This is a genomic window from Streptomyces sp. NPDC051738 (assembly GCF_044453205.1).
Taxonomy (GTDB): Bacteria; Actinomycetota; Actinomycetes; order Streptomycetales; family Streptomycetaceae; genus Streptomyces.
Genome location: NZ_JBITCM010000001.1, coordinates 765,645 through 791,805, shown reverse-complemented (window position 1 = coordinate 791,805; position 26,161 = coordinate 765,645). Strand labels below are relative to the sequence as shown.

Annotated in this window: 20 protein-coding genes, 1 tRNA gene and 1 pseudogene; 10 read left to right on the top strand and 12 right to left on the bottom strand. The window is 69.8% G+C overall.

Features of this window, described 5'->3' with window-relative positions; all coding sequences use genetic code 11:
* Positions 1-15 precede the first annotated feature (15 nt).
* The 4 genes from ACIA8X_RS03540 to ACIA8X_RS03525 are packed head-to-tail and all read left to right on the top strand — an operon-like array spanning position 16 to position 2,971.
* A complete protein-coding gene (locus ACIA8X_RS03540) occupies positions 16-213 on the top strand; it encodes a hypothetical protein (RefSeq protein ID WP_399457773.1) in 198 nt (65 codons plus the stop codon).
* Positions 210-848: an aminodeoxychorismate/anthranilate synthase component II gene (locus tag ACIA8X_RS03535; RefSeq protein ID WP_393453961.1), complete on the top strand. Its 639-nt coding sequence runs from the start codon at positions 210-212 to the stop codon at positions 846-848. The genes ACIA8X_RS03540 and ACIA8X_RS03535 overlap by 4 nt, the downstream gene beginning before the upstream one ends.
* Positions 845-2,197, top strand: coding sequence for a class E sortase (locus ACIA8X_RS03530; RefSeq protein WP_399457704.1), 1,353 nt, complete (start codon positions 845-847; stop codon positions 2,195-2,197). The genes ACIA8X_RS03535 and ACIA8X_RS03530 overlap by 4 nt, the downstream gene beginning before the upstream one ends.
* Positions 2,198-2,203: 6 nt before the next feature.
* Positions 2,204-2,971, top strand: coding sequence for a class E sortase (locus ACIA8X_RS03525; protein ID WP_393453967.1), 768 nt, complete (start codon positions 2,204-2,206; stop codon positions 2,969-2,971).
* 74 nt (positions 2,972-3,045) lie between these two features.
* Here the strand turns inward: ACIA8X_RS03525 and pknB are convergent, their stop codons facing one another.
* From pknB to ACIA8X_RS03495, 6 genes are all read right to left on the bottom strand, one after another.
* Positions 3,046-5,052: a Stk1 family PASTA domain-containing Ser/Thr kinase gene (gene pknB, locus ACIA8X_RS03520; protein WP_399457703.1), complete on the bottom strand. Its 2,007-nt coding sequence runs from the start codon at positions 5,050-5,052 to the stop codon at positions 3,046-3,048.
* 170 nt (positions 5,053-5,222) lie between these two features.
* Entirely contained in the window at positions 5,223-6,698 is a 1,476-nt protein-coding gene (locus tag ACIA8X_RS03515) for a peptidoglycan D,D-transpeptidase FtsI family protein (protein WP_399457702.1), read from the bottom strand.
* Positions 6,695-8,131, bottom strand: a complete 1,437-nt coding sequence (locus tag ACIA8X_RS03510) for an FtsW/RodA/SpoVE family cell cycle protein (RefSeq protein WP_399457701.1) — start codon at positions 8,129-8,131, stop codon at positions 6,695-6,697. Before ACIA8X_RS03510 ends, ACIA8X_RS03515 begins: the two co-directional genes overlap by 4 nt.
* Before the next feature lie 27 nt (positions 8,132-8,158).
* Positions 8,159-9,745 (bottom strand): Stp1/IreP family PP2C-type Ser/Thr phosphatase, encoded by a 1,587-nt coding sequence (locus tag ACIA8X_RS03505; RefSeq protein WP_393454748.1) that lies wholly within the window; start codon positions 9,743-9,745, stop codon positions 8,159-8,161.
* Between the two features lie 98 nt (positions 9,746-9,843).
* Complete coding sequence (locus ACIA8X_RS03500) at positions 9,844-10,359, bottom strand: FHA domain-containing protein (RefSeq protein WP_393453979.1); 516 nt, start codon at positions 10,357-10,359, stop codon at positions 9,844-9,846.
* Positions 10,360-10,369: 10 nt separating this feature from the next.
* Positions 10,370-11,239, bottom strand: a complete 870-nt coding sequence (locus ACIA8X_RS03495; RefSeq protein WP_393453982.1) for an FhaA domain-containing protein — start codon at positions 11,237-11,239, stop codon at positions 10,370-10,372.
* A gap of 494 nt (positions 11,240-11,733) precedes the next feature.
* Between ACIA8X_RS03495 and ACIA8X_RS03490 the strand changes: the two genes are divergently transcribed.
* A tRNA-Leu gene (locus ACIA8X_RS03490) sits at positions 11,734-11,817 on the top strand.
* A gap of 184 nt (positions 11,818-12,001) precedes the next feature.
* Here the strand turns inward: ACIA8X_RS03490 and ACIA8X_RS03485 are convergent.
* From ACIA8X_RS03485 to ACIA8X_RS03465, 5 genes and pseudogenes are all read right to left on the bottom strand, one after another.
* The gene (locus ACIA8X_RS03485; protein WP_399457700.1) at positions 12,002-13,264 is read right to left on the bottom strand and encodes a hypothetical protein; all 1,263 of its coding nucleotides are present in this window, start codon (positions 13,262-13,264) and stop codon (positions 12,002-12,004) included.
* 153 nt (positions 13,265-13,417) lie between these two features.
* Positions 13,418-14,179, bottom strand: coding sequence for a ribosome-inactivating family protein (locus ACIA8X_RS03480; protein ID WP_128434007.1), 762 nt, complete (start codon positions 14,177-14,179; stop codon positions 13,418-13,420).
* A 927-nt stretch (positions 14,180-15,106) separates the two neighbouring features.
* Positions 15,107-18,829, bottom strand: a complete 3,723-nt coding sequence (locus ACIA8X_RS03475; RefSeq protein WP_399457699.1) for a helix-turn-helix domain-containing protein — start codon at positions 18,827-18,829, stop codon at positions 15,107-15,109.
* Between the two features lie 336 nt (positions 18,830-19,165).
* Positions 19,166-19,370, bottom strand: a pseudogene (locus tag ACIA8X_RS03470) (LUD domain-containing protein); the annotation flags it as partial.
* Positions 19,371-19,701: 331 nt separating this feature from the next.
* A complete protein-coding gene (locus ACIA8X_RS03465; RefSeq protein ID WP_393453995.1) occupies positions 19,702-20,064 on the bottom strand; it encodes a DUF1304 domain-containing protein in 363 nt (120 codons plus the stop codon).
* A gap of 257 nt (positions 20,065-20,321) precedes the next feature.
* Between ACIA8X_RS03465 and ACIA8X_RS03460 the strand changes: the two genes are divergently transcribed.
* Both ACIA8X_RS03460 and ACIA8X_RS03455 read left to right on the top strand, forming a co-directional pair.
* Positions 20,322-21,809 carry a glycosyltransferase 87 family protein gene (locus ACIA8X_RS03460; protein ID WP_399457698.1) on the top strand — a complete coding sequence of 496 codons (1,488 nt, stop codon included), beginning with the start codon at positions 20,322-20,324 and terminating at the stop codon, positions 21,807-21,809.
* Between the two features lie 28 nt (positions 21,810-21,837).
* Positions 21,838-22,011: a hypothetical protein gene (locus ACIA8X_RS03455; protein WP_393454001.1), complete on the top strand. Its 174-nt coding sequence runs from the start codon at positions 21,838-21,840 to the stop codon at positions 22,009-22,011.
* Between the two features lie 108 nt (positions 22,012-22,119).
* Here the strand turns inward: ACIA8X_RS03455 and ACIA8X_RS03450 are convergent, their stop codons facing one another.
* On the bottom strand, positions 22,120-22,770 hold the full coding sequence (locus ACIA8X_RS03450; protein ID WP_393454004.1) for an FMN-dependent NADH-azoreductase: 651 nt from the start codon (positions 22,768-22,770) through the stop codon (positions 22,120-22,122).
* A gap of 119 nt (positions 22,771-22,889) precedes the next feature.
* Here ACIA8X_RS03450 and ACIA8X_RS03445 point away from each other — a divergent pair, with 119 nt between their 5' ends.
* The 3 genes from ACIA8X_RS03445 (at position 22,890) to ACIA8X_RS03435 (ending at position 26,052) form a co-directional block, all read left to right on the top strand.
* Positions 22,890-23,255, top strand: coding sequence for a winged helix-turn-helix transcriptional regulator (locus tag ACIA8X_RS03445; RefSeq protein ID WP_393454007.1), 366 nt, complete (start codon positions 22,890-22,892; stop codon positions 23,253-23,255).
* A 171-nt stretch (positions 23,256-23,426) separates the two neighbouring features.
* On the top strand, positions 23,427-24,911 hold the full coding sequence (locus tag ACIA8X_RS03440) for a DUF2252 domain-containing protein (protein ID WP_393454010.1): 1,485 nt from the start codon (positions 23,427-23,429) through the stop codon (positions 24,909-24,911).
* A 238-nt stretch (positions 24,912-25,149) separates the two neighbouring features.
* Entirely contained in the window at positions 25,150-26,052 is a 903-nt protein-coding gene (locus ACIA8X_RS03435) for a J domain-containing protein (protein WP_393454013.1), read from the top strand.
* Positions 26,053-26,161 lie beyond the last annotated feature (109 nt).

Sequence of the window (26,161 nt, the reverse complement as noted above, 5' to 3'; positions counted from 1 at the left end):
TGTTGGCTGTACGGCGTGAGTCTGGTGCCGTGGTGCGACGGAAGGGACGGCATGTACGGCTGGATCTGGCGGCATCTGCCGGGGAACATGTGGGTGAGGGCGCTGCTCTCGCTCGTTCTGGTCGTGGCCGTGGTCTACGTCCTGTTCAACTACGTCTTCCCGTGGGCCGAACCGCTGCTGCCCTTCAACGATGTGACGGTGGACAACCAGTGAGCGCGCGCATTCTGGTCGTGGACAACTACGACAGCTTCGTCTTCAACCTGGTCCAGTACCTGTACCAGCTGGGCGCCGAGTGCGAGGTGCTGCGCAACGACGAGGTGTCGACGGCGCACGCCCAGGACGGCTTCGACGGCGTCCTGCTGTCGCCGGGTCCGGGTACGCCGGAGGAGGCCGGGGTCTGCATCGAGATGGTGCGCCACTGCGCCTCGACCGGGGTGCCGGTCTTCGGTGTCTGTCTCGGCATGCAGTCGATGCAGGTGGCGTACGGCGGTGTCGTGGACCGTGCGCCGGAGCTGCTGCACGGCAAGACCTCGCTGGTCGAGCATGAGGGCAAGGGCGTCTTCGCGGGCCTGCCGACGCCGTTCACGGCGACGCGCTACCACTCCCTTGCCGCCGAGCCGCAGACGGTGCCGGCCGAGCTCGAGGTGACCGCGCGCACGCACGACGGCATCATCATGGGCCTGCGTCACCGTGAACTCCCGGTCGAGGGCGTGCAGTTCCACCCCGAGTCGGTGCTGACCGAGCATGGTCATCAGATGCTCGCCAACTGGCTGGTGGAGTGCGGTGACCAGGGTGCGGTGGCGAGGTCGACGGGGCTCGCCCCGGTGGTGGGCAGGGCCACGGCGTGACCGCCCTGCGCCCCGAGCGCAAGTCCGGCGCCGCCTACGGGGAGTCCTTCACGGACTCCTACGGCGACGCCGGCGACCAGGGCACCTCGTACGGGCAGCAGCCGTACGAGGGGTCCGGTGCGCTCGGGGAGTGGTACGGCGGGGAGGACCAGGTCGCTCAGGGGCAGAGTGCCGAGGGATACGGCGCCGGCGGATACGGCACCGAGGGGCAGGGCGCCGGCGGATACGGCAGCGAGCGCTACGGCGCTGAGGGATACGGCTCTGAGGGCTATGGCGCCGACGGGCAGGGCGGTGACGGGCGGGGCGGCGAGGATTTCGCCCGCGAGGACTACGCCCGCGAGGACTACGGAGCTGGCGGCCTCGGTGTCGAGAGTGCCGCCGCGTCCGAAGAGCCGTACACGGAGCCGTACATACCGCCGCCGGACGACGAGACCGTAGCGCTGCGGATAGCGGATCCACCCGTAGGCGAGTCCATATCGGCTTCTGCCGCCCCTTCTGCCGCGTCGGCCACCGGAACCCCAACGGGTGGCCGTGCGGCCCGCAGAAAGGCCGCCAAGCGGCGTCATGGGCGTCATGGAGGCTCACGGCAGGTGTCGGAGGCCGCGGAGAGCGGTTCCGAGGCCTCGCAAGCCCCTCTCTCCCGTGTGGAGGCGCGCAGACAGGCGCGGGCGCGCAGGCCAAGTCCGGGGGTGCTCGCCAGTCGGGCGATCGGTGAGGTGTTCATCACCACCGGTGTGCTGATGCTGCTGTTCGTCAGCTACCAGCTGTGGTGGACGAACGTCCGGGCGCACGCGCAGGCGGACAAGGAGGCGAGCAGCCTCCAGGACGACTGGGCGAGCGGCAAACGGGCCCCGGGAAGCTTCGAGCCCGGGCAGGGCTTCGCCATCCTGCACATCCCGAAGCTGGACGTCGTCGTCCCGATCGCCGAGGGCGTCAGCAACAAGCAGGTGCTCGACCGGGGCATGGTCGGTCACTACGGCGAGGGCAAGCTGAAGACGGCGATGCCGGCGGACAAGTCGGGCAACTTCGGTCTGGCCGGCCATCGCAACACCCACGGTGAACCGTTCCGCTACATCAACCGGCTCGCCCAGGGCGACGCGATCGTCGTCGAGACGCAGGACAAGTACTACGTGTACAAGATGGCGTCGATCCTGCCGGTGACGTCGCCGAGCAACGTGAGCGTGCTGGACCCGGTTCCGCGGGACGCGGGTTTCACCAAGCAGGGCCGCTACATCACACTCACCACGTGCACGCCGGAGTTCACCAGCAAGTACCGGTTGATCGTCTGGGGCAAGATGGTCGAGGAACGGCCGCGCAGCAAGGGCAAGCCGGACGCACTCGTCAGTTAAGGGCAGATGAACGTGGCAGCGACCACCGACGACACCGAGCACGCTGAGCGCACCGCCGCGCCCGGGTCCCCGCGCAGGCCACGCCGCCGCATGGGCCGTATCGCGATGGCGGTCAGCGTCTTCGGCGAACTCCTCATCACGGCGGGCCTGGTGCTCGGCCTGTTCGTCGTCTACTCCCTGTGGTGGACGAACGTCGTCGCCGACCGGGCGGCGAGCAAACAGGCCGACAAGGTCCGCGACATCTGGGCCAACCAGGACGAGGATTCCGGCCGTCCCGCCGAGTTCGACTCCAAGAACGGCATTGGCTTCCTGCACGTGCCCGCGATGAGCGGTGACGACATCCTGGTCGAGAAGGGCACGACGTCGAAGATCCTCAACGACGGCGTCGCCGGCTACTACACCGACCCGGTCAAGGCGACCCTGCCGACGTCGGGCAAGAAGGGCAACTTCTCCGTCGCCGCCCACCGGGACGGGCACGGCGCCGAGTTCCACAACATCCACAAGATCAAGAAGGGCGACCCGATCGTCTTCGAGACGAAGGACAAGTGGTACGTCTACAAGGTCTACGCCGTCCTTCCCGAGACCTCGAAGTACAACGTCAAGGTCCTCTCCGGCATCCCGAAGGAGTCGGGCAAGACGAAGGCGGGGCACTACATCACGCTGACGACCTGCACGCCGGTGTACACGAGCCGGTACCGGTACATCGTGTGGGGGGAGTTGGAGCGGGTGGACAAGGTGGACGAGGAGCGGACGCCGCCGAAGGAACTGGGCTGACCGACCTCCTCGCAGCATGACTGAGCCCCGATGCCCTGTTCCGGGCACCGGGGCTCAGTCACGTGCGGTCGGTGTCAGTCCTCCGTGCGGGCCGCTGTTCCGGTGACTCCGCCGAAGACCTGGCCGCCGTTGTCACCGCCGCCGTTGTCGCCGTTCTGGCCGCCGCCGACGGCGACCAGGTTGACCGCCGTGCCCTGGGCGACCTGGGTGCCCGGCTGGGGGTCCTGGGTGAAGACGATGGCGTCGTCCTCCTGGGAGCCCTGGATGTTGCCCACCGTCAGACCCGCGTCCTCGATGGCCTTCTTGGCGTCCTTCAGGGACAGCTGGGTCACGCTCGGCACCGCCACCTGCTGCTGCTCGGCCGCCTTGCCGATCTGGATGGTCACCGTGTCGTTCTTGTTGACCTCGGTACCGGCCTGGGGCGAGGTCGAGATGACCTTGCCGACCTGGTTCGGGTCCTGGGTCTCCACCTCGGTGCAGCTGCCGACCAGGTCGTTCGCCGTCATCTGGGCCGTGGCCTCGTCACAGGTCTTGCCGAGGACGTCCGGGACGGTGGACTTCTCCGCCTCCCTGGCGACGGTGAGGGTGATCGTGGAGCCCTTCTCCTGCTCGGTGCCCCCCTCGGGGTCTTGGTTGATGACCACGCCCGGTGTCCGCTCGGACTCCTCGGTCTTCTTCTCGACCTCGAAGCCCTTGTCCTCGAGGTCGGCCTTGGCCTTGTCGAACTGCTGGCCCTCCACGTCCGGCACGTCGACCTTCGGGGCCCCGGTCGACACCACGACGTTGATGCTGGTGCCCTTTTTGACCTTGTTCCCGAACTCCGGGTCCTGCGAGCAGATCTTGCCTGTGCTCTGGTTTTCGCAGGGCTTCTTCGTCGGGGTCAGCGTGAGGTCGCTGTTGGTCGCCTGTTTCTCGGCCTCGCTCAGCGTCAGGCCCTTGAAGTTCGGCACCGGCACCGTGTCATTGGCCACGCCGTCGCTGTCGAACACCCATTTGCCGATCAGCACCGCGCCGACGAGGACCAGCACCGCGGCGACGACCAGCAGGATCGTCGAGGTGTTGGACTTCTTCTGGCGGCGCCGGTCCACGCGGTCGTCGTAGCCGTAGCCGCCGTCGTCCGGGTTCATGGGCGGCAGCATCGACGTGGCGCCGCCGTCCGTGGCGCGCAGGGCCGTGGTCGGCTGGTCGTCGGGGTAGCCGCCGTAGCCCACGGAGCCCATCGCGGCCGTGGCGGCGACGGGCTGGCCGTCGAGGCAGGCCTCGATGTCGGCGCGCATCTCGTCGGCCGACTGGTAGCGGTAGTTCGGGTCCTTGACCAGTGCCTTCAGGACGATGGCGTCCATCTCCGGCGTGATCTCGGGGTCGAACACCGACGGGGCCTGCGCCTCTTCGCGTACGTGCTGGTAGGCGACGGCCACCGGGGAGTCGCCCACGAACGGCGGGCGGACGGTCAGGAGCTCGTAGAGCAGACAGCCGGTCGAGTACAGGTCGGACCGGTTGTCGACCTGCTCGCCCTTCGCCTGCTCCGGCGAGAGGTACTGGGCGGTGCCGATGACCGCGGAGGTCTGCGTCATCGTCATGCCGGAGTCGCCCATCGCGCGGGCGATGCCGAAGTCCATGACCTTGACCTGGCCGTTGCGGGTCAGCATGACGTTGGCCGGCTTGATGTCGCGGTGGACGATGCCGTTGCGGTGGGAGTACTCCAGGGCCTGGAGGATGCCGATGGTCATCTCCATGGAACGCTCCGGCAGCAGCTTGCGGCCGGAGTGGAGCAGCTCACGGAGCGTCGAGCCGTCCACGTACTCCATGACGATGTACGGGATCGACACGTTGTCGATGTAGTCCTCGCCCGTGTCGTAGACCGCCACGATCGCGGGATGGTTGAGCGAGGCGGCCGACTGGGCCTCCCGGCGGAACCGGGCCTGGAAGGACGGGTCGCGCGCGAGGTCAGCGCGCAGCGTCTTCACCGCCACGGTGCGGCCGAGGCGGGTGTCATGCGCGAGGTAGACCTCCGCCATGCCACCACGACCGAGCACCTGGCCCAGTTCGTACCGGCCGCCGAGGCGACGCGGCTCTTCCATAAGCTACCTACCAGCCCTCTCCGTCGGTCCCGACCTCACCCTTGTGGGTGCGTCGGTGTGCCGTCCGGGCATACCGTACCCGGCTCATCTTGTGTGACCTGGCCAAGCCCGTAACCCGATACAGGACCGGTATCGCAACGTGCACCGATGTGAAGGGGACGTGAGCGGGGTCACTTCTTGCTGTTGATGACCGCCTCCATGACGCTCTTGGCGATGGGGGCCGCGAGGCCGCCACCGGAGATGTCGTCGCGGATCGCCTTCTCGTCCTCGATGACGACGGCGACGGCGACCGGCGAGCTGCCGTCCTCGGCCTTGGCGTAGGAGATGAACCACGCGTAGGGGTTCTCGCTGTTGTCCACGCCGTGCTGGGCGGTACCGGTCTTGCCGCCCACCTTGACGCCCTCGATCTGCGCGTTCTTGCCGGTGCCGTCATCGACGACGGTCTCCATCATCGACTGCAGGATCTGCGCGTTCTCCGCGGACAGCGGCTTGCTCAGCTCCTCGGGGTCGGTCTTCTCGAGGGGGTCGAGGTTGTGCGTCTGGACCTCGTCGACCATGTACGGCTTCATCAGCGTGCCGTCGTTGGCGACGGCCGAGGCGACCATGGCCATCTGCAGCGGGGTGGCGGCGGTGTTGAACTGGCCGATGGAGGACAGCGCGGTCTGCGAGGGGTTCATGTCGTCGGAGAAGACCGAGGCGCTGGTGCGGATCGGCGTGAACTGCTCCTCGGTGAAGCCGAACTTCTTGGCTTCCTCCAGCATCTTCTCGTTGCCGAGGTCGGAGCCGACCTTGCCGAAGACGGTGTTGCAGGAGAACTGCAGGGCGACGCGCAGAGTCGCGTTCTTGCAGGGGATGTTCCCCTCGTTCTTCAGCACGGTCGTGGTGCCCGGCATGGTCCACGGCAGGGGCGTCTTGGTCTTCTGGTCCGCCTCCGTGTAGAGGCCGTTCTCCAGCGCCGCGGCCGCGGTGACGACCTTGAAGGTCGAGCCGGGCGGGTAGACCTCGCGCAGGGCCCGGTTGAGCATCGGGTCGTCCGGGTTGACCTTCTTCTGGAGCTTCGCCCAGGCCTTTTCGTCGGACTTGCTGCCGCCGGCGATCGTGGAGGGGTCGTACGACGGGAAGGACGCCAGCGCCAGGATCTTGCCGGTGGACGGCTCGATGGCGGCGACGGCGCCCTTGCCGCCCTGCTTCTTCAGACCGTCGTAGGCGGCCTTCTGGGCGGCGGCGTTGAGGGTGGTGACGACGTTGCCGCCCTCCTTGTCCTTGCCCGTGATCATGTCGAGGGTGTTGCGGAAGAAGAGCCGGTCGTCGGTGCCGCTGAGGATGCCGTCGTTGATGGACTCCAGCTGGTTGGCGCCGTAGGCCTGCGAGACGAAGCCGGTGACGGGCGCCCACATCGCGCCGTTCTTGTACGTGCGCTTGAACTTGAAGTCGCCGGAGGTGGTCTCCGTGTGCCCGGTGATCGGGTTGCCGCCGACGATGATGTCGCCGCGGGGTGTGGCGTAGCGGGCGATGAGGACGCGGCGGTTCTTGGGGTCGTCCTTGAGGCTGTCGGCCTTGACGTACTGCAGCCAGTTGTCCCGGATGAGCAGGGTCAGGATCAGGAGGCCGCAGAAGATGGCGATCCGGCGCAGTGGCTTGTTCACGGTCGGACCACCTGGGTCATCTCGGCGTCGGGGCTGGGGGCGGGGGCGGGCGCCGGACGGCGGGCGGTGTCGCTGATGCGCATCAGGATGCCGATGAGGGCCCAGTTGGCGATGACGGAGGATCCGCCGTACGCGAGGAACGGCATCGTCATACCGGTGAGCGGGATCAGGCCCATGACGCCGCCTGCGACGACGAAGACCTGGAGGGCGAAGGCGCCGGAGAGGCCGACGGCGAGCATCTTGCCGAAGGGGTCGCGGGCGGCGAGGGCGGTGCGTACGCCGCGCTCGACGATCAGGGCGTACATCAGCAGGAGTGCCATGACGCCGGCCAGGCCGAGTTCCTCGCCGAAGGTGGCGAGGATGAAGTCGGAGTTGGCGGCGAACTTGATGAGCTCGGAGTGGCCCTGGCCCCAGCCGGTGCCGAGGGTGCCTCCGGAGCCGAAGGCCCACAGGGCCTGCATGGCCTGCTCGGAGTGACCGCCGACGCCTGCCTGGCTCAGTGTGTACTCGCGCAGGGGGTCGAGCCAGGCGTCGACGCGCTGCTGGATGTGCGACTCGAAGGAGGCCACGCCGACGGCGCCGACCGCGGACATCAGCAGACCGAAGACGATCCAGCTGGTCCGCTCGGTGGCGACGTACAGCATGATGACGAACATTCCGAAGAACAGCAGCGACGTACCGAGGTCGGTTTCGAAGACCAGGATCAGGATCGACATCGCCCAGACGACGAGGATCGGTCCGAGGTCGCGGCCGCGCGGCAGGTACAGGCCCATGAAGCGGCGGCTGGCGAGGGCGAGGGCGTCGCGCTTGACCATCAGGTAGCCGGCGAAGAAGACCGCGAGGACGATCTTCGCGAACTCGCCGGGCTGGATGGAGAATCCGGCGACCGAGATCCAGATCTTGGCGCCGTAGATGTTCTGGCCGAGGCCCGGCACCAGCGGCAGCAGCAGGAGGAACAGCGCGCCGACCATGGAGATGTAGGTGTAGCGCTGCAGGACGCGGTGGTCCTTGAGGAAGATCAGCACCACGATGAACAGGGCGATGCCCATGGCCGTGTACATCAGCTGCCGCGGTGCGGCCGTGCCGGCCTGCCCGATCTGTTGCAGCAGCTTCGACTGGTCCAGCCGCCAGATGGCGACGAGCCCGAGTCCGTTCAGCAGCGTGGCCAGCGGCAGCAGCAGCGGGTCGGCGTATGGGGCGAATTTCCGTACGGCGAGGTGGCCGATGCCGGCGAGGAGGCCGAGGCCTATGCCGTAGCTCAGGAGGCCGGCCGGGACCTCGTCGTTGATCGCCAGGCCCACGTTGGCGTAGGCGAACACCGGAATGACCACCGCGAACACCAGCAGCGCGAGTTCGGTGTTGCGCCGGCTCGGCGCGCCGATCGCGCCGATCGTGGACGTGTGGTGCGTCGGCGAGTTTGTACTACTGCTCATGGTGTGACGGGGCCTCTCACGGCGTGCCTACTGCGTACCGCAGTTCGTGACGACCTTCTGCTCTTCCTCCGAGAGTGTGGGGCCGGGGCTTGGCGGCGCAGTCGGTGTCGGGGAGGTGGAGGAGGACGGGGGCGGGGTCTTGGTGGAGGCCGAGGGATTCGGCGTCGGTGTCGCCTTGGACGTAAGGGAGGTACGGCTGGTTCCCGTGGTGCCTCCGGCCTCGCCCTCGCCGGTCCCGGAGTTCTTCTCGCTCTCGGTGGCCTGCTGATCGGACCGCTTCTTGCACGCGGAGGCCTGCACGGAGAGCTCGTCGATCTTCTTCTGGGCGTCCTTCAGACCGCCCTCGGCGATGGTCTCCGAGATCGACTTCTGCCAGACCGGCGGCAGGTACTTGAGTTCGATCTCGGGGTGGTCCTTCTCCACCTCCGACAGGGACACCCAGGCCAGGTCCTGGCTGATGCCGCGGTAGAGGGCGACGTGGTCGCCGTTGGCGCCGACGTAGTACTGCGTCTGCGTCCAGCGCCAGCCGCCGTACAGACCGCCGCCGATCACACCGAGCGCCAGGGCGATGTAGAAGGATCTCTTCAGCCACTTGCGGCCGGTGCGGGGTTTGACGAAGTCGTCGTCGGTGTAGTCGCCGAAGCTGCCCGCGGGGATGTAGCCGGTGGTGTCGCCGGATCCGGGCGGGCCGAACTCGCCGCCACCGCCGCCCTGTCCGGGCACCTGGCGGCCGAGCCCGGAGGCGCGGCCGGCGGGGGTCTGCATGATGCCGTTGTCGTGCAGGTGGTGCTGCTGGTTCTCGGCGACCGCGCCGACCACGACCGGGGTGTCGGACAGCTGCCCGGCCAAGGTGTCGCCGGTGTCCAGGTCGAGGACGTCGGCGATGATCACGGTGATGTTGTCGGGGCCGCCGCCGCGCAGCGCGAGCTGGATGAGCTCCTGGACGGTCTCCTGGGGGCCCTGGTAGCTGGCGAGGGTGTCCTCCAGGGTCTGGTGGGACACCACCCCGGACAGGCCGTCGGAGCAGATCAGGTACCGGTCACCCGCGCGGACCTCGCGGATGGAGAGGTCGGGCTCGACGTGGTCGCCGCTGCCCAGCGCGCGCATCAGCAGGGAGCGCTGCGGGTGGGTGGTGGCTTCCTCTTCGGTGATGCGGCCCTCGTCGACGAGGCGCTGCACCCAGGTGTGGTCCTGGGTGATCTGCGTGAGGACGCCGTCGCGCAGCAGGTAGGCGCGGGAGTCGCCGACGTGGACGAGGCCGAGGCGCTGGCCGGTCCACAGCAGGGCGGTGAGCGTGGTGCCCATGCCCTCCAGTTGGGGGTCCTCCTCGACCATCGAGCGCAGCTGGTCGTTGGCGCGCTGGACGGCCGTACCGAGGGAGGTGAGGACGTCGGAGCCGGGGATGTCGTCGTCGAGGGCGACGATGGTGGAGATCGCCTCGGAGGAGGCGACCTCGCCCGCGGCCGCGCCGCCCATGCCGTCGGCGATGGCGAGCAGGCGGGGTCCGGCGTATCCGGAGTCCTCGTTGCCCTCGCGGATCATGCCTTTGTGCGATCCGGCGGCGAAGCGCAGTGACAGACTCATGCGCACCTCGCCCGTCGGCTCCGGGTACATCCGCACGGTGCCCACCCTCCGGTCGGGAGCGCGCCGGGGCCCGTGGTGTGGGCCGCCGCTGCGTGCTCGCTCCGCTCGCGCTCATTCATGACGTAGGACTACTTCCGCAGCTCGATGACGGTCTTGCCGATGCGGATCGGCGCGCCCAGCGGAATCGGTGTGGGGGTCGTCAGCCGCGTTCGGTCGAGATACGTGCCGTTGGTGGAACCCAGGTCCTCGACGATCCACTGGCCGTCGCGGTCCGGGTAGATCCTGGCATGCCGGCTGGAGGCGTAGTCGTCGTCCAGCACGATAGTGCTGTCGTGCGCCCGGCCCAGAGTGATGGTCTGGCCCTGGAGCGCGACGGTGGTGCCGGTGAGCGTGCCCTCGGACACGACCAGCTTGGTGGGGGCGTTACGGCGCTGCCGGCCGCCGCTCTGCTGGCCGCGCTGCGGCGGCGGTGCGGCCGCCTGCCGGGCGGCCTGCTGCTGGCGTCCGGCCTCTCGCCTGGACCCGCGCTGGGTGACGCGCGTGCCGAACAGGTCGCTGCGGATGACCTGTACGGCCACGATCACGAACAGCCACAGGACGGCCAGGAAACCCAGCCGCATGACCGTCAGGGTCAGCTCTGACATTGCCCCCGCTTCACCCTTCGGCTTGCCGGTAAATGATGGTGGTGCTGCCCACGACGATCCGCGAGCCGTCGCGGAGCGTAGCGCGGGTGGTGTGCTGCCCGTCCACCACGATGCCGTTGGTGGAGCCGAGATCCTGGATCGTCGAGGGCGTTCCGGTCCGGATCTCGCAGTGCCGGCGGGAGACGCCGGGGTCGTCGATCCGCACGTCGGCCTCGGTGCTGCGGCCCAGCACGAGCGTCGCGCGGGAGATCTGATGGCGGGTGCCGTTGATCTCGATCCAGTAGCGGGTGCGGCCGCCGGCCGCGGGTGCGGCGGGAGGACGCTGGCCGCCCGCGGGCTGCGGGTAGCCGTAGCCGCCGGGGCGGCCGCCGGGGGGCGGCGCGGCCGGCATGGGCGGGGCGCTCGCGGGTGCGGCGGCCGGCGGGTAGCCGTAGCCGCCCTGGGCGCCGCCGGGCCGCCCGGCCGGGGCGGCGGGTGCGGGACCCTGCGGGCCCTGCTGGTCGGTGGAGCCGGCGAGGGTGCGACTGCGCACGCGGTACAGGCCGGTGTCGAGGTCGTCGGCCTTCTCCAGGTTGACCTTGATCGGGCCCATGAAGGTGTAGCGCTGCTGCTTGGCGTAGTCGCGGACCATGCCGGCGAGCTCGTCGCCGAGCTGGCCGGAGTAGGGGCTCAGCCGCTCGTGGTCCGGTGCGCTCAGTTCCACGATGAAGTCGTTGGGGACGACCGTGCGGTCGCGGTTCCAGATCGTGGCGTTGTTGTCGCACTCACGCTGGAGCGCTCCCGCGATCTCCACGGGCTGGACCTCGGACTTGAACACCTTGGCGAAGGTGCCGTTGACCAGACCTTCGAGACGCTGCTCGAACTTCTTCAGGACTCCCATGAGGCACCTCCTTCGTCGTTGCCTTCGTCCTGTGTCCCGCCGGGCGGGCACTGCCTTACCTGGTACTGCTTACTGATCGTATCCACGCGCCGGTGAATCGGCTGGTTCCCCCTGTCGGCCCGGTCGACGGGTGTCGACGCCCTCGAAGTTCCCTTCGGAGCTCCCCTTCGAACTCCTTACGGACACAGTCTTGCCATGGATCGTAGAGGCGGCCGCAAACCAGTGTCCCGCACCTGACTGTGGAGCCCGACCGGCTCCTGGGGAGATGGGCGGTACCGGTACGAGGTTGATACGTGAACAGGTACTCGTTGATACGGAGCGGAGGGCACCGCGGGTTGCCCGGTGTCCGGGGGTGTTCGTCGACTGTGCTGGTGGGCGGCCGCAGGGCGGCTGCCCAGGGATAAGGGATGTGAACCCACCCTGGCCGCCGTGCTAATGTTCTGGATGTCGAAAGGCGCCGAACCGCAAGGGAAGGGCCCGAAGACACACCCAATGCGCGGGTGGCGGAATAGGCAGACGCGCTGGATTCAGGTTCCAGTGCCCGCAAGGGCGTGGGGGTTCAACTCCCCCCTCGCGCACTCTGAGAAACCGACGAAACGGGTCTCTGCAGGTGACGGAAGTCACCGCAGGGGCCCGTTTCTCGTTCCATGATCGTTGTGAGGCATCACACAGCCTGATCAGGGCATACGGCAGGCCCCGCGCGTGAGCTATCTCACGGGTGGGGCCTGTCTCAGTCGTGCTGGAGTGCTGGGGCGGAGTGATCTATGCCGCTGGTGCCAGGTGGCCGGTCGGGGTCCAGCCCTTCGGTTCTTTTGTCTGCCGGCGGTGGTGGGTGCGCCGTCGAGGCCGCTCGCCACCGAGCGACAGGGTGTCCAGCCATTTCTTGGTCTTGCGGCGATTCGCGTGGGCCAGCTGGAAGGCGAGCAGGATCGTTTGTGCCGCGATGCCGCGGATGCGGCGTGAGCCTGCGGATTCGATGCCTTCGGCGAGGGGGTTCTTGGCGTAGCCGTTGTAGCCCTCGACGCTGTTGCGGAGCCGGAAGTAGACCTTCTGCCATTCCGGGCTGCCGTAGTCCAGGGCCTGCCACTGCTTGGCGCCGGCTTCGGGGCTGACGGTGATCGTGTGCTGGCGGCAGACTTTGAGCGGTCCGGTGGGGCTGGGCTCTGGGTCGATGAGGGGCAGGTGGATGCCGCGGCCCATCGTGTATGGCTTGATGGGGCACTGGGCCTTGCTTGCCTCAGCGGGGCACATCACCCGCTGGTAGCCGTCGGCGTCGGCGTGCTCTTTCGGCATGATCCGGTAGCCGCGGCGAGCGGCGACCAGCTTGATCCACGTCTCCCGGTCGATGCGATCGGCGTGCAGGTCGATCGTGGCCTTGATGAGGGGCTCGGGCATGGAGGGGCAGTACCAGCGGCCTTCGACGAGGATCGCGCCGTGCGTACCGGCCTGCGTGCCGAGCTGGTCCGCGCGGTAGTCGTAGACGGGCTTGTAGCCCATGGCCCGGACGGGTAGCTGCCACTCGTCGGGCTCGGAGTTGTTGTAGGCGCGGTCACCTGCAAGGTAGCCGGGTTTGTATCCACGTTCCCGGAGTCCGTTGAGGATCTTCAGGCCGTTGTACGCGGGGCGGTGACCGGGTTTGTCGAGTGAGACGCCGAGGACGAGGGCCGGGAGGACTTCGGGGTTGGGGGTGCCGTCGTCGAGGAGTACGGCGTCATGCTCGGCGTCGCGGGTCACGATGAGCTGGGCGTCGTAGCCGAAGAGGTACTTCTTCTTGAGCGAGGTCTTCTTCGTGCCCTGGGAGGGGCGCATGGACTCGGAGACCGGCGCGTCGGGGTCCCTGTGGTCGCCTTCCCGTACGTACCAGCCGGCATCCGGGTCCGTGGCGAGCTCCGGCCCGTTCGTGCGGCGGCCGCGGAAGAACGTTCGGACGGGTGTGGCGTCCACGCCCAGGGAGACTTCCCCCAGCTCTGTCAGCAGGCTGGACTTCTGCCAACTGAGTACGAGCCACGCTGGCGCCGATTCCATCCGCTGGTACCAACCGCACCGCAACGCGTCCGATGTGACCGCGAGCAGGTCCGCGGCGACGCGGACGTCCGCGATGGTGTTGCTGGCGACGCTGGTGCTGGCGGAGAGGTCGGTGCGGTTGGTGTGGCCGATGAAGACATCGCTGATGCCAGCCTAGTTACGTATCAGGCCGACCTGCTGTGCGGTGACGAAGACGTCGGACCCGTTGTCCATGCCGTTCGCGATGCGGTTGGCGATGGGGCGGAACCGGGAGGCCTCGGTGATGGCGATGATGTAGCGCAGCATGCCGCGCGCCTGGGCGGTGCGGTCGGTGCCGCGGATGCCGAGGTCCCTGAGGCTGTTCTCAAGGCTGAACTCGTTCAGGTTGACGGCGGTCAGCGACTGGTTCGCGACGCGGGCGAGGGCGTCGTAGCCCTCCTTGCCGAGGAACCAGTTGTCGTCGGCGTCCTCATGGTTGGGGACGTCGGAGGCGAGGTTCAGGGCGAAGTTGTGCGGGGTGTCGCTGGAGAAGAACCGCACGACGCAGAAGTCGCTGAGCCGTACGATCGCATGCACCGCGGGGGTGTGGTTGCCGCTGCTGATCACGATGTCGGCGAAACTCCGGCTCTCCGTGTTGCCGGTGATGGCGACGTTCACCTCGGCGTCGAAGTCAGGCATGACGCGGCCGTTGGCCGAGGTCTCGGCGAGGTTACGCAGCTGGTCGAGCATTGTCAGATAGGCGCCCGAGCCGCGGTTGATGTTCCAGCGGACCTGTGGGAAGTCGACGTGTTTTTTGCCGGCGACGGTCTCGGCGTTGATCGTCACATGGTCCGCCGCCGTCGAGGCGGATGTCTCGGTGTCCCTGGGCACCGTGAAGAACACCAGGATCCCGAGAAGGACGGACAAGGCGACCGCGATCAGGACGCTGGTGGGCATGGTGTGCTCCGGTTGTTCGACGTGCAGCGATGTCACGACCGACGTTCACAGCCGGGAGGTTGTTTGGCAGGCCCCTTTTGCCGCCGCAGACAATTCCGGAGGATCGCATGCCACATTGCTTGTCCGGACGTAAGGCAGTGCGCGGGAACGACGGGTCGCGGAGCCCCGGCGTACGGCGGCTGCCCGGCAACCTGCTCGCCCCGCCCGCCTCTTCGCGCCGGGGGCCGAAGCCCTCGCCCGCGCGATCGCCCCGCGCACGTTTCCCGGAGTGATGGCGGCGACGGCCAGGCCACGGCAGTGTGAAACAGGCTGCAGGAGTCGTTCGTGCAGCAGGCGATGTCAGCGACCGGCGGAAGCGGCCATCCCCTGGGTCTTTGTCCAACTCGATGCCGGCTCGCCTTGTGGCGACTCGGGAGCCGCCGGCGCCGCAGTGGACCTCGGGGGCCGTATCGCCCTGCCGGCCCTGAGGCGCGCAGTCGGCCGTCATGGACGCACGACGACGGTCCATCCGGGGTTGTAGGTGTCCGGCACTGGAAAACGTTGCCAGTCGCGCGCCCAGTGCGGTGCCTTCCGCTCGCGAAGGACCAGCGCGCTGGGGGCGCCGGGGGATCCGTCTCCGAGACAGTGCAGCCCGCGGTGTGGGCGATGGGAATCGTCGATGTGTTCCCCGCGAGGACACACGGCGGGTGCACCCCGTGCTCGCGCAGCACGGAGGCGATCCGGACCCAGTCTCCGCGGGCCTGCTGATGGTTGCCCGCATGCTTGTAGACGAGCCCGGCCTGGATGCCCCAGTGCCCGAGGAGTGCCAGGGCGAGCACCGCGGCTGTCGGCAGGGAACGGCGGGTGCGGGCCAGGGCCGCCAGCGCCACCACCACGCTCAGTGGAAGCATCAATTGGCCCGGCCACTTTCGTGATCCACAGAGACGGTCAGGGACAGACCCGTCTGTACGGCCGGTCCGGAACGTAGGTGCGCCACTGCGCACGAGTCAGCTCGGACTTCCCGGCACGGGCGCAGACAAGGGACACCGCTCGGTCCGGATCCACCACGTACCGCTGGAGCGGGACGTGCTCGCCGCCCGCGTACAGCATGGTGCTGTCCGGGCTGAAGGCGAGCGTGTCGATGCTTCCACCCGGGGTGGGCAGAGAAGGACCGAGAGGTTGCTGGGTTGCGATGTCCCAGAGTTGGACGGTCCCCGCGTTTCCGCCCACGGCGAGCGTGCTGCCGTCCGGGCTGAAGGCGAGAGCCGTGACGGTCTCGGCTGAGTCGGAGGACGGATCGACGGGCGCCAGAAAGACGTTCCTCAGGATGCCCGCCCGGTGCCGGAGGTCGCCGTCCCAGATGGCCACCCGCCCTGTCCAGTCGCCCGCCGCGAGGCCGGAGCCGTCGGGAGCGAAGGCGATGGCTCCGATGCCGTCGTGCTGGACGAGGTCATGGGTGTGGGACCGGCCCGCTCGGACGACGCGGTTGTCGGTCACGAGGAGCCCGCCGTCCCGGCTGACGGCCAGATGATCGCCGCCCGGGCCGGGGAGGAGCGCCGTCCTCCGCTGCCGCGTGGTGTCCCATATCTCGTTGACGAAGCCGCCTTCGGTCGAATGTGCGGTGAGGAGCGAACGACCGCCCGGTCCCAGGGCGATCGCGTCCGTAGGTGTTGCGGACGCCGTCGCCACGTCCACAGTGGTCTTCACGTGTCCGGCGGCCACGTCCCACACCGTCAGACGCTGAGGCGTCGTGTCCCTGAGAGGGGCGGAGACTCCGTACGCGAACGTGCCGCCGTCGGGGCTGAAGGACAGCAAAGGCTCGGTGGCCTCTGCGGGGACCGTCGCTGTGCCGGTGCGGAAGGCGGGAAGTGACGGGGTCGGCAGGGTGCGCAGCAGACGGCCGTCGCGCGTGTTCCGCAGCTGGACGACGTAGCGTTCACCGATACGTTCGGCGGTGGCGAGCGTCCTGCCGTCGGGGCTGAGCCGGACCCCGGCGAGCGGACTCTTGCGCCAGGCGCGGGTGAGCGTCGTGGTGAGGTCGAGGGTGTGGACCGTGCCCCCTTCGAGGTACCGCAGCAGCGGCCGCGAGGAGTCCCAGGCGAGACCGGAGAGCGACTCGTTGTCCAAGGAGTGCCGGAAAACGGGGGCGCCGCGGTTGGGCATACGCCACACTCTGATCTCCTGGCCGCCGCCGGTCGCCAGAAACGAGCCGTCCGCGCTCACGGCAGCGGTAACGACACCCGGGTGGACGACGTCGGCGAGCTTTCGTCCCGACGCGGGGTCCCATACACGCACCCGGTCCCCGGCGAGAGCGAGGAGCCGGCCGCCGGTGAGGCGGAGGAGGGTGCGGTCACCACCACAGAGGCCGCGAGCGCTCGTCCAGGCCCCGGGCCGGACGGTGCGCGCGGAGGTGTCCCAGACCTGCGGGGCCCGGCCGCGCGGGCAGACGGCCAGCAGCCCGTCGTCGGCCGCTGCGTCGGCGACGTCCTCGCCGGTCGACGGGGTCCGGAAGGTCAGATGGCCGTCGGCGACGGAGTACAGCCCAGCCCGGTTGTCGTCCGGGCTCCTCACCAGGTAATTGCGGCCACTCGCGCCGAAGCTCACGGTGTCCCTGAACGGCAGGGGGTCCCCGATCCAGCGCCTCGTTCGGGTGTCCCACAGCCGCTGGGTCTGCTGGGCGGTCCGGATGACGAGCACCCGGCCGCCCGGACCCGCGCCGAGTATCGCCCCGTGCGGTACCGGCCCCGAGGCGATACGGCGGTGGGTGCCCACATCCCACGTCCGCCAGGTGTTGTCGCCGATGCTGAGCAGAGTGCGCCCGGAGCTGTCGAGGAACCGGTTCGGTTCGTCACCGGGCGCCGGGTCGGTGAAGTTGTCCAGTTCGCGCTGGGCCAGCGCGCCCAACAGGGCTCGGCGGGACTCCGGCAGCTCAGAGATGCGCCATGCGGCGACGCCGAGCAGCATCGCGGTGCGCGGGTCGGTGGTGCGCAGTGCGTCGGCGACCGCGGCCACCCGGCGGGCCGCCGTGTCGGTGGTCTGCTTCTCGCTGTCCTGACGCAGTCGTACGGCGGTCAGGCCGACGACCAGGGCCACCGCCAGCACGGCGCAGAGCGAGGCCGTGAGCGTGCGGCTTCGGCGCCGGGCCCGGGTGGCGGCCCGCTCCTCCGTCGACCGTTGCTCCGCCGCGGTGACCAGGAAGGCCGTCTCCTCGGACGTCAGGCCGTCGTAGCCGCAGTCGTCGCCCGCGAACAGTTCCTCGGCCCGCGCCAGGCGGGTGCCCCGGTAGAGCGTGCCCGGGTCGCGGTCGTGCTCCAGCCAGGTGCGGGCGGCGTCGGTCAGCTGCCGGTGGTGGCGCAGCCGCTCCCGGTCCGCGTCGATCCACTCGCGCAGCCGCGGCCAGCACGTGATGAGCGCCTCGTGGGCGAGCTGAACTCCGTCGTCGTCGGTGGTCAGCAGCCGGGCACGGACCAGCCGCCCGACGATCGCTCGCACTTCGGGGTCCTCCCACCCGGCCATCTCCTCCCAGCTGAGCGGGCGGCGCGTGTCGGCGTTGCCCTGGCCGGGCTCGACCATCCGCAGGAGCAGGTGCCGGGCGGCGTGCGCCTGTGCCGGTGAGAGTTCCGCGTACGCCTCCTCGGCGCTGGCCGCGATCGCGCCGCGTACCCCTCCGGCCGCTTCGTACGCGTCCAGGATCAGCATCCGTCCCTTGCGCCGCCGCCAGGTCTCCAACAGGGCATGGGAAAGCATCGGCAGTCCGCCGGGCTCGTCCAGCACGTCTTCGACGATCCGCGCGGTCAGGGTCCGCTCCACGATGAGCCCGGCCGCCTGCGCGGGACCGATCACCGCCTCGCGCAGCTCGTCGGCGGTCATGGCCCTGACCAGGAGCCCGCTTCCGTGCAGCGCCTCCGCCAGTCGCGGGTGCTCGGCGCACCGCGCATAGAAGTCGGACCGTACGGCTATGAGCACGCGCAGTCGGCTTCCCGGGTCGCGCGCGGTGAGCAGAAGGTCGAGGAAGCGGTCCCGCTCGGCTCGTTCGCGGCAGAGGGTGAAGACCTCCTCGAACTGGTCCACCACCACCCAGCTCTCCGGATCGTCGGCCGTCGGCGTCAGCAGATGTCCGTAGGTGGCGGCGGGCCGCTCTCCCGGAGTGAGGATCCGAAGCACCGCCTTACGCCCCTGCTGCGCGATCTTCTCCCGCAGCAGGGGAATCAGACCGGCCCGCAGCAGGGAGGACTTGCCGCTGCCGGACGCCCCGAACACCACGGCGAACGGGGACCCGCACGCCAGCTCGCTCAGCTCGTCGATCAGCCGGTCCCGGCCGAAGAACAGCTCACGGTCGTCCGGCTCGAAACGCGCGAGGCCACGGTAGGGCGGTGCGGCGTCGGCATCCTCCTGCCTCTCCTCCCCGGCCAGCGCCTCGGCCTCCGCCCACCGTGCCTCCCACGGAACGGGGTCGGCGCCGCATGCCTGGACGTACGCCTGGAGCACGGCCAACGACGGCAGTCGCTCGCCGCTCGCCGCCTTCGCCAGGGTCGTCACCGAGAAGCCGGCCTTCTTCGCCATGGCCCGGTACGACACGCCACCCGCCGAACGGCGCAGCTCCCGAAGATCGTGGGCGAGTCGCTGCACGGGACCGGCCGCCGGGTCTACCGGTAGTTCGGGACGGCCCATCGCGAAGCCTCTTTCGCACACGAGAGGAAAAAGCTGATCAGCAGCACAAGGTACTTTTCGTCCCCCTCGGGCGAGAACCCTTTCCGACTGTGACGTCCGCCGGAGAAGTTGTTCGTACCAGCGGCGCCGAGTCTGTTTTCCCTGATGAGAGGGGGGATGGTTGACAACTCCCGGGTTGCCGGGCTCGTTCCCGCCTCGGCGCTCTCATTGCCGAGCGAACACCTGGCAACCAGGAGAAGCAGAACCATGGCGGCCCCATCGGACGTCGTCACGACGGACCCCGTACGGAGCTCTCGTCACCGAAAGCAAACGATCCCGACGGCCGGCGGCTCCGTCTTCCAGGCTCCGTGGCCCGTGCACGTCCTCGACACGGTCGAGTGCTGTCGCTGGTCGCCGAGGGCCCGGAGATGAGCGGCAGCGGCCAGTACGGGTCGAGCCGGCTCAGCGCCTCAGGCATATCGGGGGCGATCTGGTCCGCCCGGTCCACGCAGATGTGCTGGTCCGGCAGTAGGGCCAGGGCCCTGAGCCCCTGGCCGGGGCCGTGGTGCTGCTGCCGGAGTGGACGGCCGTCCCGCCGCTCGGGGGTCGGGCCGGGACACTCTGCGCACCCGGCCCCTCGCGGATCCCACGCCACCTCTGAATCCTTGAACCAGCCTCTGGCCTGGGCCGCGGGAAAACCGACGGCACAGCGCGGGAAACGATCTTCTCGCAGGGGCGCATACCCCCTGACCAGCGCATTCCGTCGGTTCCCACCCTCGAAGAGGCGGCATCGTAGACGATGCCGCCTCTTCTGTTGTGTTCGACACATGTGGTCGGTACGGCGTCCTCGGCGGCCGTGACCTGTGATGAAGCTCTCAGGCCACGGCCCGGGTTCAGCCGGCCGCGATGACCGTGGCGAGGGTCACGGCGGCGGGCAGGGCCTGGGCGAAGAGGATGCGGCGGTTGGCGGTGGCCGCGCCGTAGACGCCCGCGACGACGATGCAGGACAGGAAGAAGATCTGGACCCGGTAACCGGTCGGGTCGTCGGCGATCAGGCCCCAGATCAGGCCCGCGGCCAGGAAGCCGTTGTAGAGACCCTGGTTGGCCGCCATCGTCGCGGTGGAGCGGGCCAGGTCGGCGTCGAAGCCGGAGAAGCCGCGGCCCGGGCCGCGCTGCCACAGGAACATCTCCAGGACCAGGATGTAGACGTGCAGCAGCGCCATGAGGGCGACGAGGACGACGGAGATCAGATGCATGCGGTGATTGTGCCCGTGGTGTGTCGGTGGTCGGTCAACCGGTTCTGTCTTCGCTGTGTTTGTGGGTGGTCCCCGGTGGTCCCCGGTGGTCCCCGGTGGTTCCCGGTGGTCCCCGGTGGTCCCCGGTGGTCCCCGGTGTTGGTCAGCCTTTCGGCTGAGCCGCTGGTTTCGGGGGCTGTGAAGGGTGGCCGTTCGGCCGAGGTGGCCGATGTCGCTCCGGCGCGAGATTGGAGCTCCCCTTCCCCAGGAGCCCACCGATGCCACCCGAGTCAGTCACCTTCTTCGCCGGAGTCCGCCCCGGCGGCTCGGTCCTCGCCCCCGCACGACAGGAACCTTCCCAGGCAGCCCGCGAGTCGTCCCGCAAGGTCCCTCGCGTGCGCCACGACGTGCTGTTCTGGCTCGGGTGCGCGGGCTTCGCGCTGGCGCTGGCCGTGGTCACGTCGCTCACCCCGCACCGGATCTGGGGGGCTTGCGCGGCCGTCGGGTACGCCGCCGCGGCGGAGCTCGCCCGTCGCTCGCCGCGCCCCTGGAGCCGGAGCAGTGCGGTCGCCGCGCTGCTCGGCTCGGTCGTGGTCCCGCTGGCGCTGATGGTCGCGGTGGGTGCCGGGCAGTCGGAGGTGCACGTCGTCGAGCACTCCGGCCGTCTGCTGCTGGACTCCGGGAGCCCCTACCTGCCGCACCCGTCCGACGTCGACGACTACAACCCCTACCTGCCCGGCATGGCGCTCTTCGGGATACCCCACGCGCTGTTCGGCGGCACGCCGCTTGCGGACGCCCGGGTGTGGTTCTGCGTGGCGTTCCTGGCGTGCACGGCGGTCGCGGGGCGGGGGACGGGCCGTAACTCCCTTTGGTGGGGCGGGGCTTCGGGGGCGGGGTGGGTAGGCGGGGTTCTGGGCGTGGGTACGGCAGACGGGGCGTCGAGTGCGAACGCCGTGCTGTTGCTCGCGGCCTTCCCGGCCGTCGCGTTGCCGCTGGCCGTCGGCGGGGTGGATCTTCCGGTGATCGGACTGATGTGCCTGGGGCTGGCGCTGGCGGGCCGGGGCGGGTCCGGTACCGCGGCCGGGCTCGCGATGGGGGCCGCGGCCGCGTTGAAGTGGACCGCCTGGCCGCTGCTGCCGGTGGGGCTGGTGCTGCTCGCGATGACGGCGGGGCGGCGGGCGGCCGTTCGGGCCGGGATCGTCGCCGTGCTGGTGGCCGTGCTGGCCGTGGTGCCGGTGGCCCTGGCGGACCCGCGCGCCTTCGTCGAGCACGTGGTGCTCTTCCCGCTCGGCGAGGGCGGGGTGCGCTCGCCTGCGACCAGCCCGCTACCCGGCTACCTGCTGGCCACGTACGTCCCCGGCGGCTCCACCCTCGCCATGGCCGCCCTCGCGGCAGCCGCGGTCGGCGTGGCGGTGTCGTTGGCGGTACGTCCGCCCCGGACCGTCGTCGCGGCGGCGGACCGGCTGGCGATCGGGTTGGGGCTTGCGATGTGCCTGATACCGGCGACGCGATTCGGGTACCTGGTCTATCCGCTGGTCCTGGCGGTGTGGTTCCGGCGTGCGGAGCTGGTGACGGTTGCTCGGCGGGTGGTGCGGGTGGTGCGGGTGGTGCCGGTGGGGCGAGTCGTGTCGGTAGGGCGGTTGGTGCGGGGTGAGCGGTCGGTGAAGGGCGAGGGGCCCGTGAAGAGCGAGCGGCGCATCGGGGATGAGCGGCGAGTGGAGCGGTTGGTGGAGGACGAGCGGTTGGTGGGTGCCGGGCGTGGGTGAGCGGCGGCGCATGGGTGAGGGGTGGGGCGTGCTTCCCTCGGGAGTGGTGGAGCGTGGCGCGTACTTGGCGCGGGTCACTGTGCTCGCGGTGGTCGGGCTGGTCGTGGCGCTGTGTCTGCCGTCGGTGGGGCAGCACGGGGCGGGGGATCCGCCGGCGGCCTCGAACGGTGTGTCGGTGCGGGGAGTCGAAGACGGCCGGTGAGGTGGAGTGGCCGGCTTCGACTCGCCAGCACGCGAGCGTAGGGACGTACGTCTCGAGTTCTGGCTGCGCCGGACCAGACCCGAGTTACGCCCGGTGCGCCGGCCTGGGCTACGCCACGAGCCGCTGCGCCAGCTGCTTCGCCTTCGTGGCGGCCTCGTCGAGGGCGCGTTCGCGGGAGGCCTCGAAGAGGGGGACCAGGTCGGCCATGTCCGGGTTGACCGGGGCCATGGTCAGTTCCGGGACGATGAATTCGAGGTCGGCGCCGAGGAAGTCGGTGAGGATCGCCGACAGGTAGTTCTGCACGTACTCGTAGCCCTCACGCGGCGTGCCCGGTCCGTACGCGCCGCCCCGGCTGGCGACCACGGTAACCGGGGTGCCCTTGACCGACTGGGCGTTGCCCGCCGTACGGCCCATCAGGACCACATTGTCCAACCAGGCCTTCAGCGTCGACGGGATCGCCAGGTTGTACATCGGGGCGCCGATCAGCACGGCGTCCGCGCGCTCCAGCTCCTCGATCAGCTTCAGCCGCTGCGCGTAGGCGGCGGCCTGCTCGGGGCTGTGCGTGGCCGGATCGGAGAAGCCGGCGGTGTGGGCGTGGGCGGTGATGTGCGCCACCGGGTTCGTGGCGAGGTCGCGGTGGATCACCGTGCCCTCGGGGTGCTGTTCCTGCCAGGTGCGCCGGAAGGCGTCGGTGACGGCGCGGGAGGAGGAGGCGTCGGTCGGGAAGACCGAGGAGTCGATGTGCAGGAGCGTGGCCATGAGGTCTCCAGGAGAGGACGGGCACCCCGAGCGAGGGGCTGAGAATTCGTACTCGACTATGGATAGCACAGTCACTTACTTTTTTTCATCCCCATACGGCAGGGCAGTACCCTGAAGGCATGGCGGTGGGTGAGCAGGGCCACGACGTAGCGGCGTGCAAGCGGGTCGACGAGGGCATCAGCCGCGTCTTCCAGCTGCTCGGAAAGCGCTGGACCGGCCCGATCGTGTCCGTCCTGACCGCCGGGCCCGCGTACTTCGTCGCCCTGCGCCGCGCTGTCCCCGGCATTAGCGAGCGCATGCTCTCCGACCGGCTCACCGAGCTGGCGGCCGCGGGGCTCGTGGTGCGCGAGGTGTACGAGGGGCCGCCGCTTCGGGTCGTGTACCGGCTGACGGAGGCGGGGGCCGCGCTGGAGCCTGCGCTCACGGAGCTCGGGGGATGGGCGAAGAAGTATCTGCCGGACGGGGAGCGGGCGGAGGGCTGCTGAGGCGGCAGGACAGGGCTGCTGGTGCGGCAGGACAAGGGCTGTTGAGAGCGGTGTTCCGCCGTGCGGGTTTTCCACAGGTGTGGAGTTGTCCACAGGGTCTGACGACTTTCGGCCACCGGTTGTAACGTCGGCACGAGTTGATGTTCGTGCGTGAGCGGGGGAGGCGGTCGTATGACCGAGGTCGGTGCTGGGGCTGCGGCGGGTGCGGCGGGTGCCGAGGCCGCGGTGGAGGCGGCCGCGGTGACGTCTGAGTCGCCGTCGAAGTCCGTGGCCCGTCGGCTGCCCCGGGTGGGCGGTTTCGCCGAGTGGCCCGGCGGCGGGTCGCCCAAGGAGGAGGGCAAGGCGCTGCGCAGCCGGGTGCCGCGCGCCGAGCACGCGGTTCTCGATGTCGACGCCGGCCGGCCCGACGCGGTGGCCGCCGTCGAGGAGTCCAACCTGGGCCGCCTCCCCGAGCTGACGCCGATAAGGGTGGGCCGGATGGCGGCGACGCCCTTCGCGTTCCTGCGCGGCTCGGCGGGGCTGATGGCGTACGACCTCGCCCGCACCCCCATGACCCGGATCCGCGCCCAGATCTGCGGCGACGCGCATGCGGGGAACTTCGGGCTGTACGCGGACGCACGCGGCGGACTGGTCATCGATCTGAACGACTTCGACGAGACGCTGCACGGCCCCTGGGAGTGGGACCTCAAGCGGCTCGCCACCTCGCTCGTGCTGGCGGGCCGGGAGGCCGGTGCGGGAGAGGACGCCTGCCGCAAGGCGGCCAACGACACGGTCGGTGCCTACCGGCGCACCATGCGGCTGCTGGCCAAGCTCCCGGTGCTGGACGCGTGGAACGCGATCGCGGACGAGGAGCTCGTCTCCCACACCGACGCCCATGATCTGCTCGGCACGCTGGAGCGGGTCGCGGAGAAGGCACGGGCCAACACCAGCGGGCGTTTCGCCGCGAAGTCGACCGAGACAACCGAGGACGGCGGCCGTCGCTTCGTCGACGCACCGCCGGTACTGCGTCGGGTCCCGGACGCGGAGGCGGCCGTCGTGGCGGCGTCGCTGGAGAGCTACGTCACCACGCTGTCCGAGGACCGCCACCCCCTCCTCTCCCGCCACGCGGTGCACGACGTGGCGTTCCGCGTGGTGGGCACGGGCAGCGTGGGCGCCCGCTCATACGTCGTCCTGCTCCTGGACCACCGGGGCGAGTCGCTGGTCCTCCAGGTGAAGGAGGCGCGCGCCTCCGCTCTCCTCCCGCACCTGGTGACCGCCGGTTTCGAGGCGCCGGAGGTGGATCACGAGGGGCGGCGCGTAGTGATCGGCCAGAAGCGGATGCAGGTGGTCAGCGACATACTGCTGGGCTGGACGACGGTCGACGGGCTCCCCTTCCAGGTACGCCAGTTCCGCAACCGCAAGGGCAGCGTCGACCCGGCCGCGCTGGCCACCGACCAGATAGACGACTACGCCCGAATGACCGGCGCCCTCCTGGCCCGCGCACACTCCCACAGCGTCGACCCCCGCCTGATCTCCGGCTACTGCGGCAAGAACGAGGAACTGGACGAGGCGATCGCCGACTTCGCCGTCGCCTACGCCGACCGCACGGAGGCGGACCACGCGGCACTGGTGACAGCTGTGCGGGCCGGGCGGATCGCGGCGGAGCTGGGGGTGTGAGGGGCGGCTTGCTCTCGGCGAGGGCTCGGTGAAGTTCGTCGACCTCGGCGGTGGTCCGGTGACGGCGGGTTCGCTGACGGCGGTTCGGTGACGGCGGTTCGGTGACCGTGAGCCCGGTGACGGCGGCCGGAGAGGGCGAAGGGCTGGGCGCGGAGCGTACGAAGGGCTCGGCGCAGTGGGCGAAGGGCTGGGCGGCGTGGGCGAGGGGGCCGGGCAGGGTGTGGCCTACGCTGGTCGGGTGACGACGCCGGAAGCTGAGCAGTCCCAGGTCGAGCCCGTTGGTGCGGGGACGCGGGGTGGTGCCGAGGTGCCCGCCGATGGAGCTGAGCAGGGTGGTGAGGCGCAGGTGACGGCCGAGGACGGGGCCGGTCGGCCCGAGGAGCGGCTGGAGCGGGCCGTGCGGGCCGCCGAGCAGGCGTTGATCGAGTACGAGATCGCGGTGGAGACCTTCCGCGTCGAGGTGGAGAACTTCTCCCGGCTGCACCACCAGAAGCTCGGCCCGATGTACGCCCGGCTCGACGAGCTGGACGCCTGCATCGCCGAGGCCACGGCCGCCCGCACCGGCGACCCCGAGGACATCCGCAAGGCCGACGAGGCACGCGCGCGTGTGATGCCGATGCCCGGCGTCGAGGAGTTGTTCCACGGCTGGATGGACGGCAGCGGGCTGTTCCCGGAGTCCGAGGCGATGCTCACGGAGCAGCCGGTACGGCCGCCGCAGCGGGTGCGCCCCAGCGACGAGGCCCGCAAGCTCTACCGTGAGCTGGCCCGCAAGGCCCACCCCGACCTCGCTCAGGAAGATGCCGAGCGTTCCCGGCGCGAGGAGTTCATCACCCGCGTCAACGCGGCCTACGCCCGAGGCGACGAGGCGTTGCTGCGGGAGCTGGCCGAGGAGTGGGCCGCCGGCCCGGCGCCCAAGGAGCAGGGCCCGACCCCGGCCGAGGAGCTCTACGCCCGTCTCGAATGGCTGGCTCAGCGCAAGGAGATGCTCGCCCTGGTCGCGAAGGAGCTGGAGGAGAGCGCGATCGGCGCGATGCTCCGCCTCGCCCCGGACGAGCCGGACCGCCTCCTCGAAGAGATCGCCGAACAGCTCCTGGCCCAGGTCGCGGAGCGGGAGGCGGAGCTGGCCGCACTGCTCGGGTAGCCGGGCAGGGCGGCGGCACTCCTGGCTGCGGATCCACCCTCCACCTCAGGAGCCCGACAGCCCTCGCGCAACGTCCGGTAGCGTCGTAGGCATGCATTTCGGATCTGGC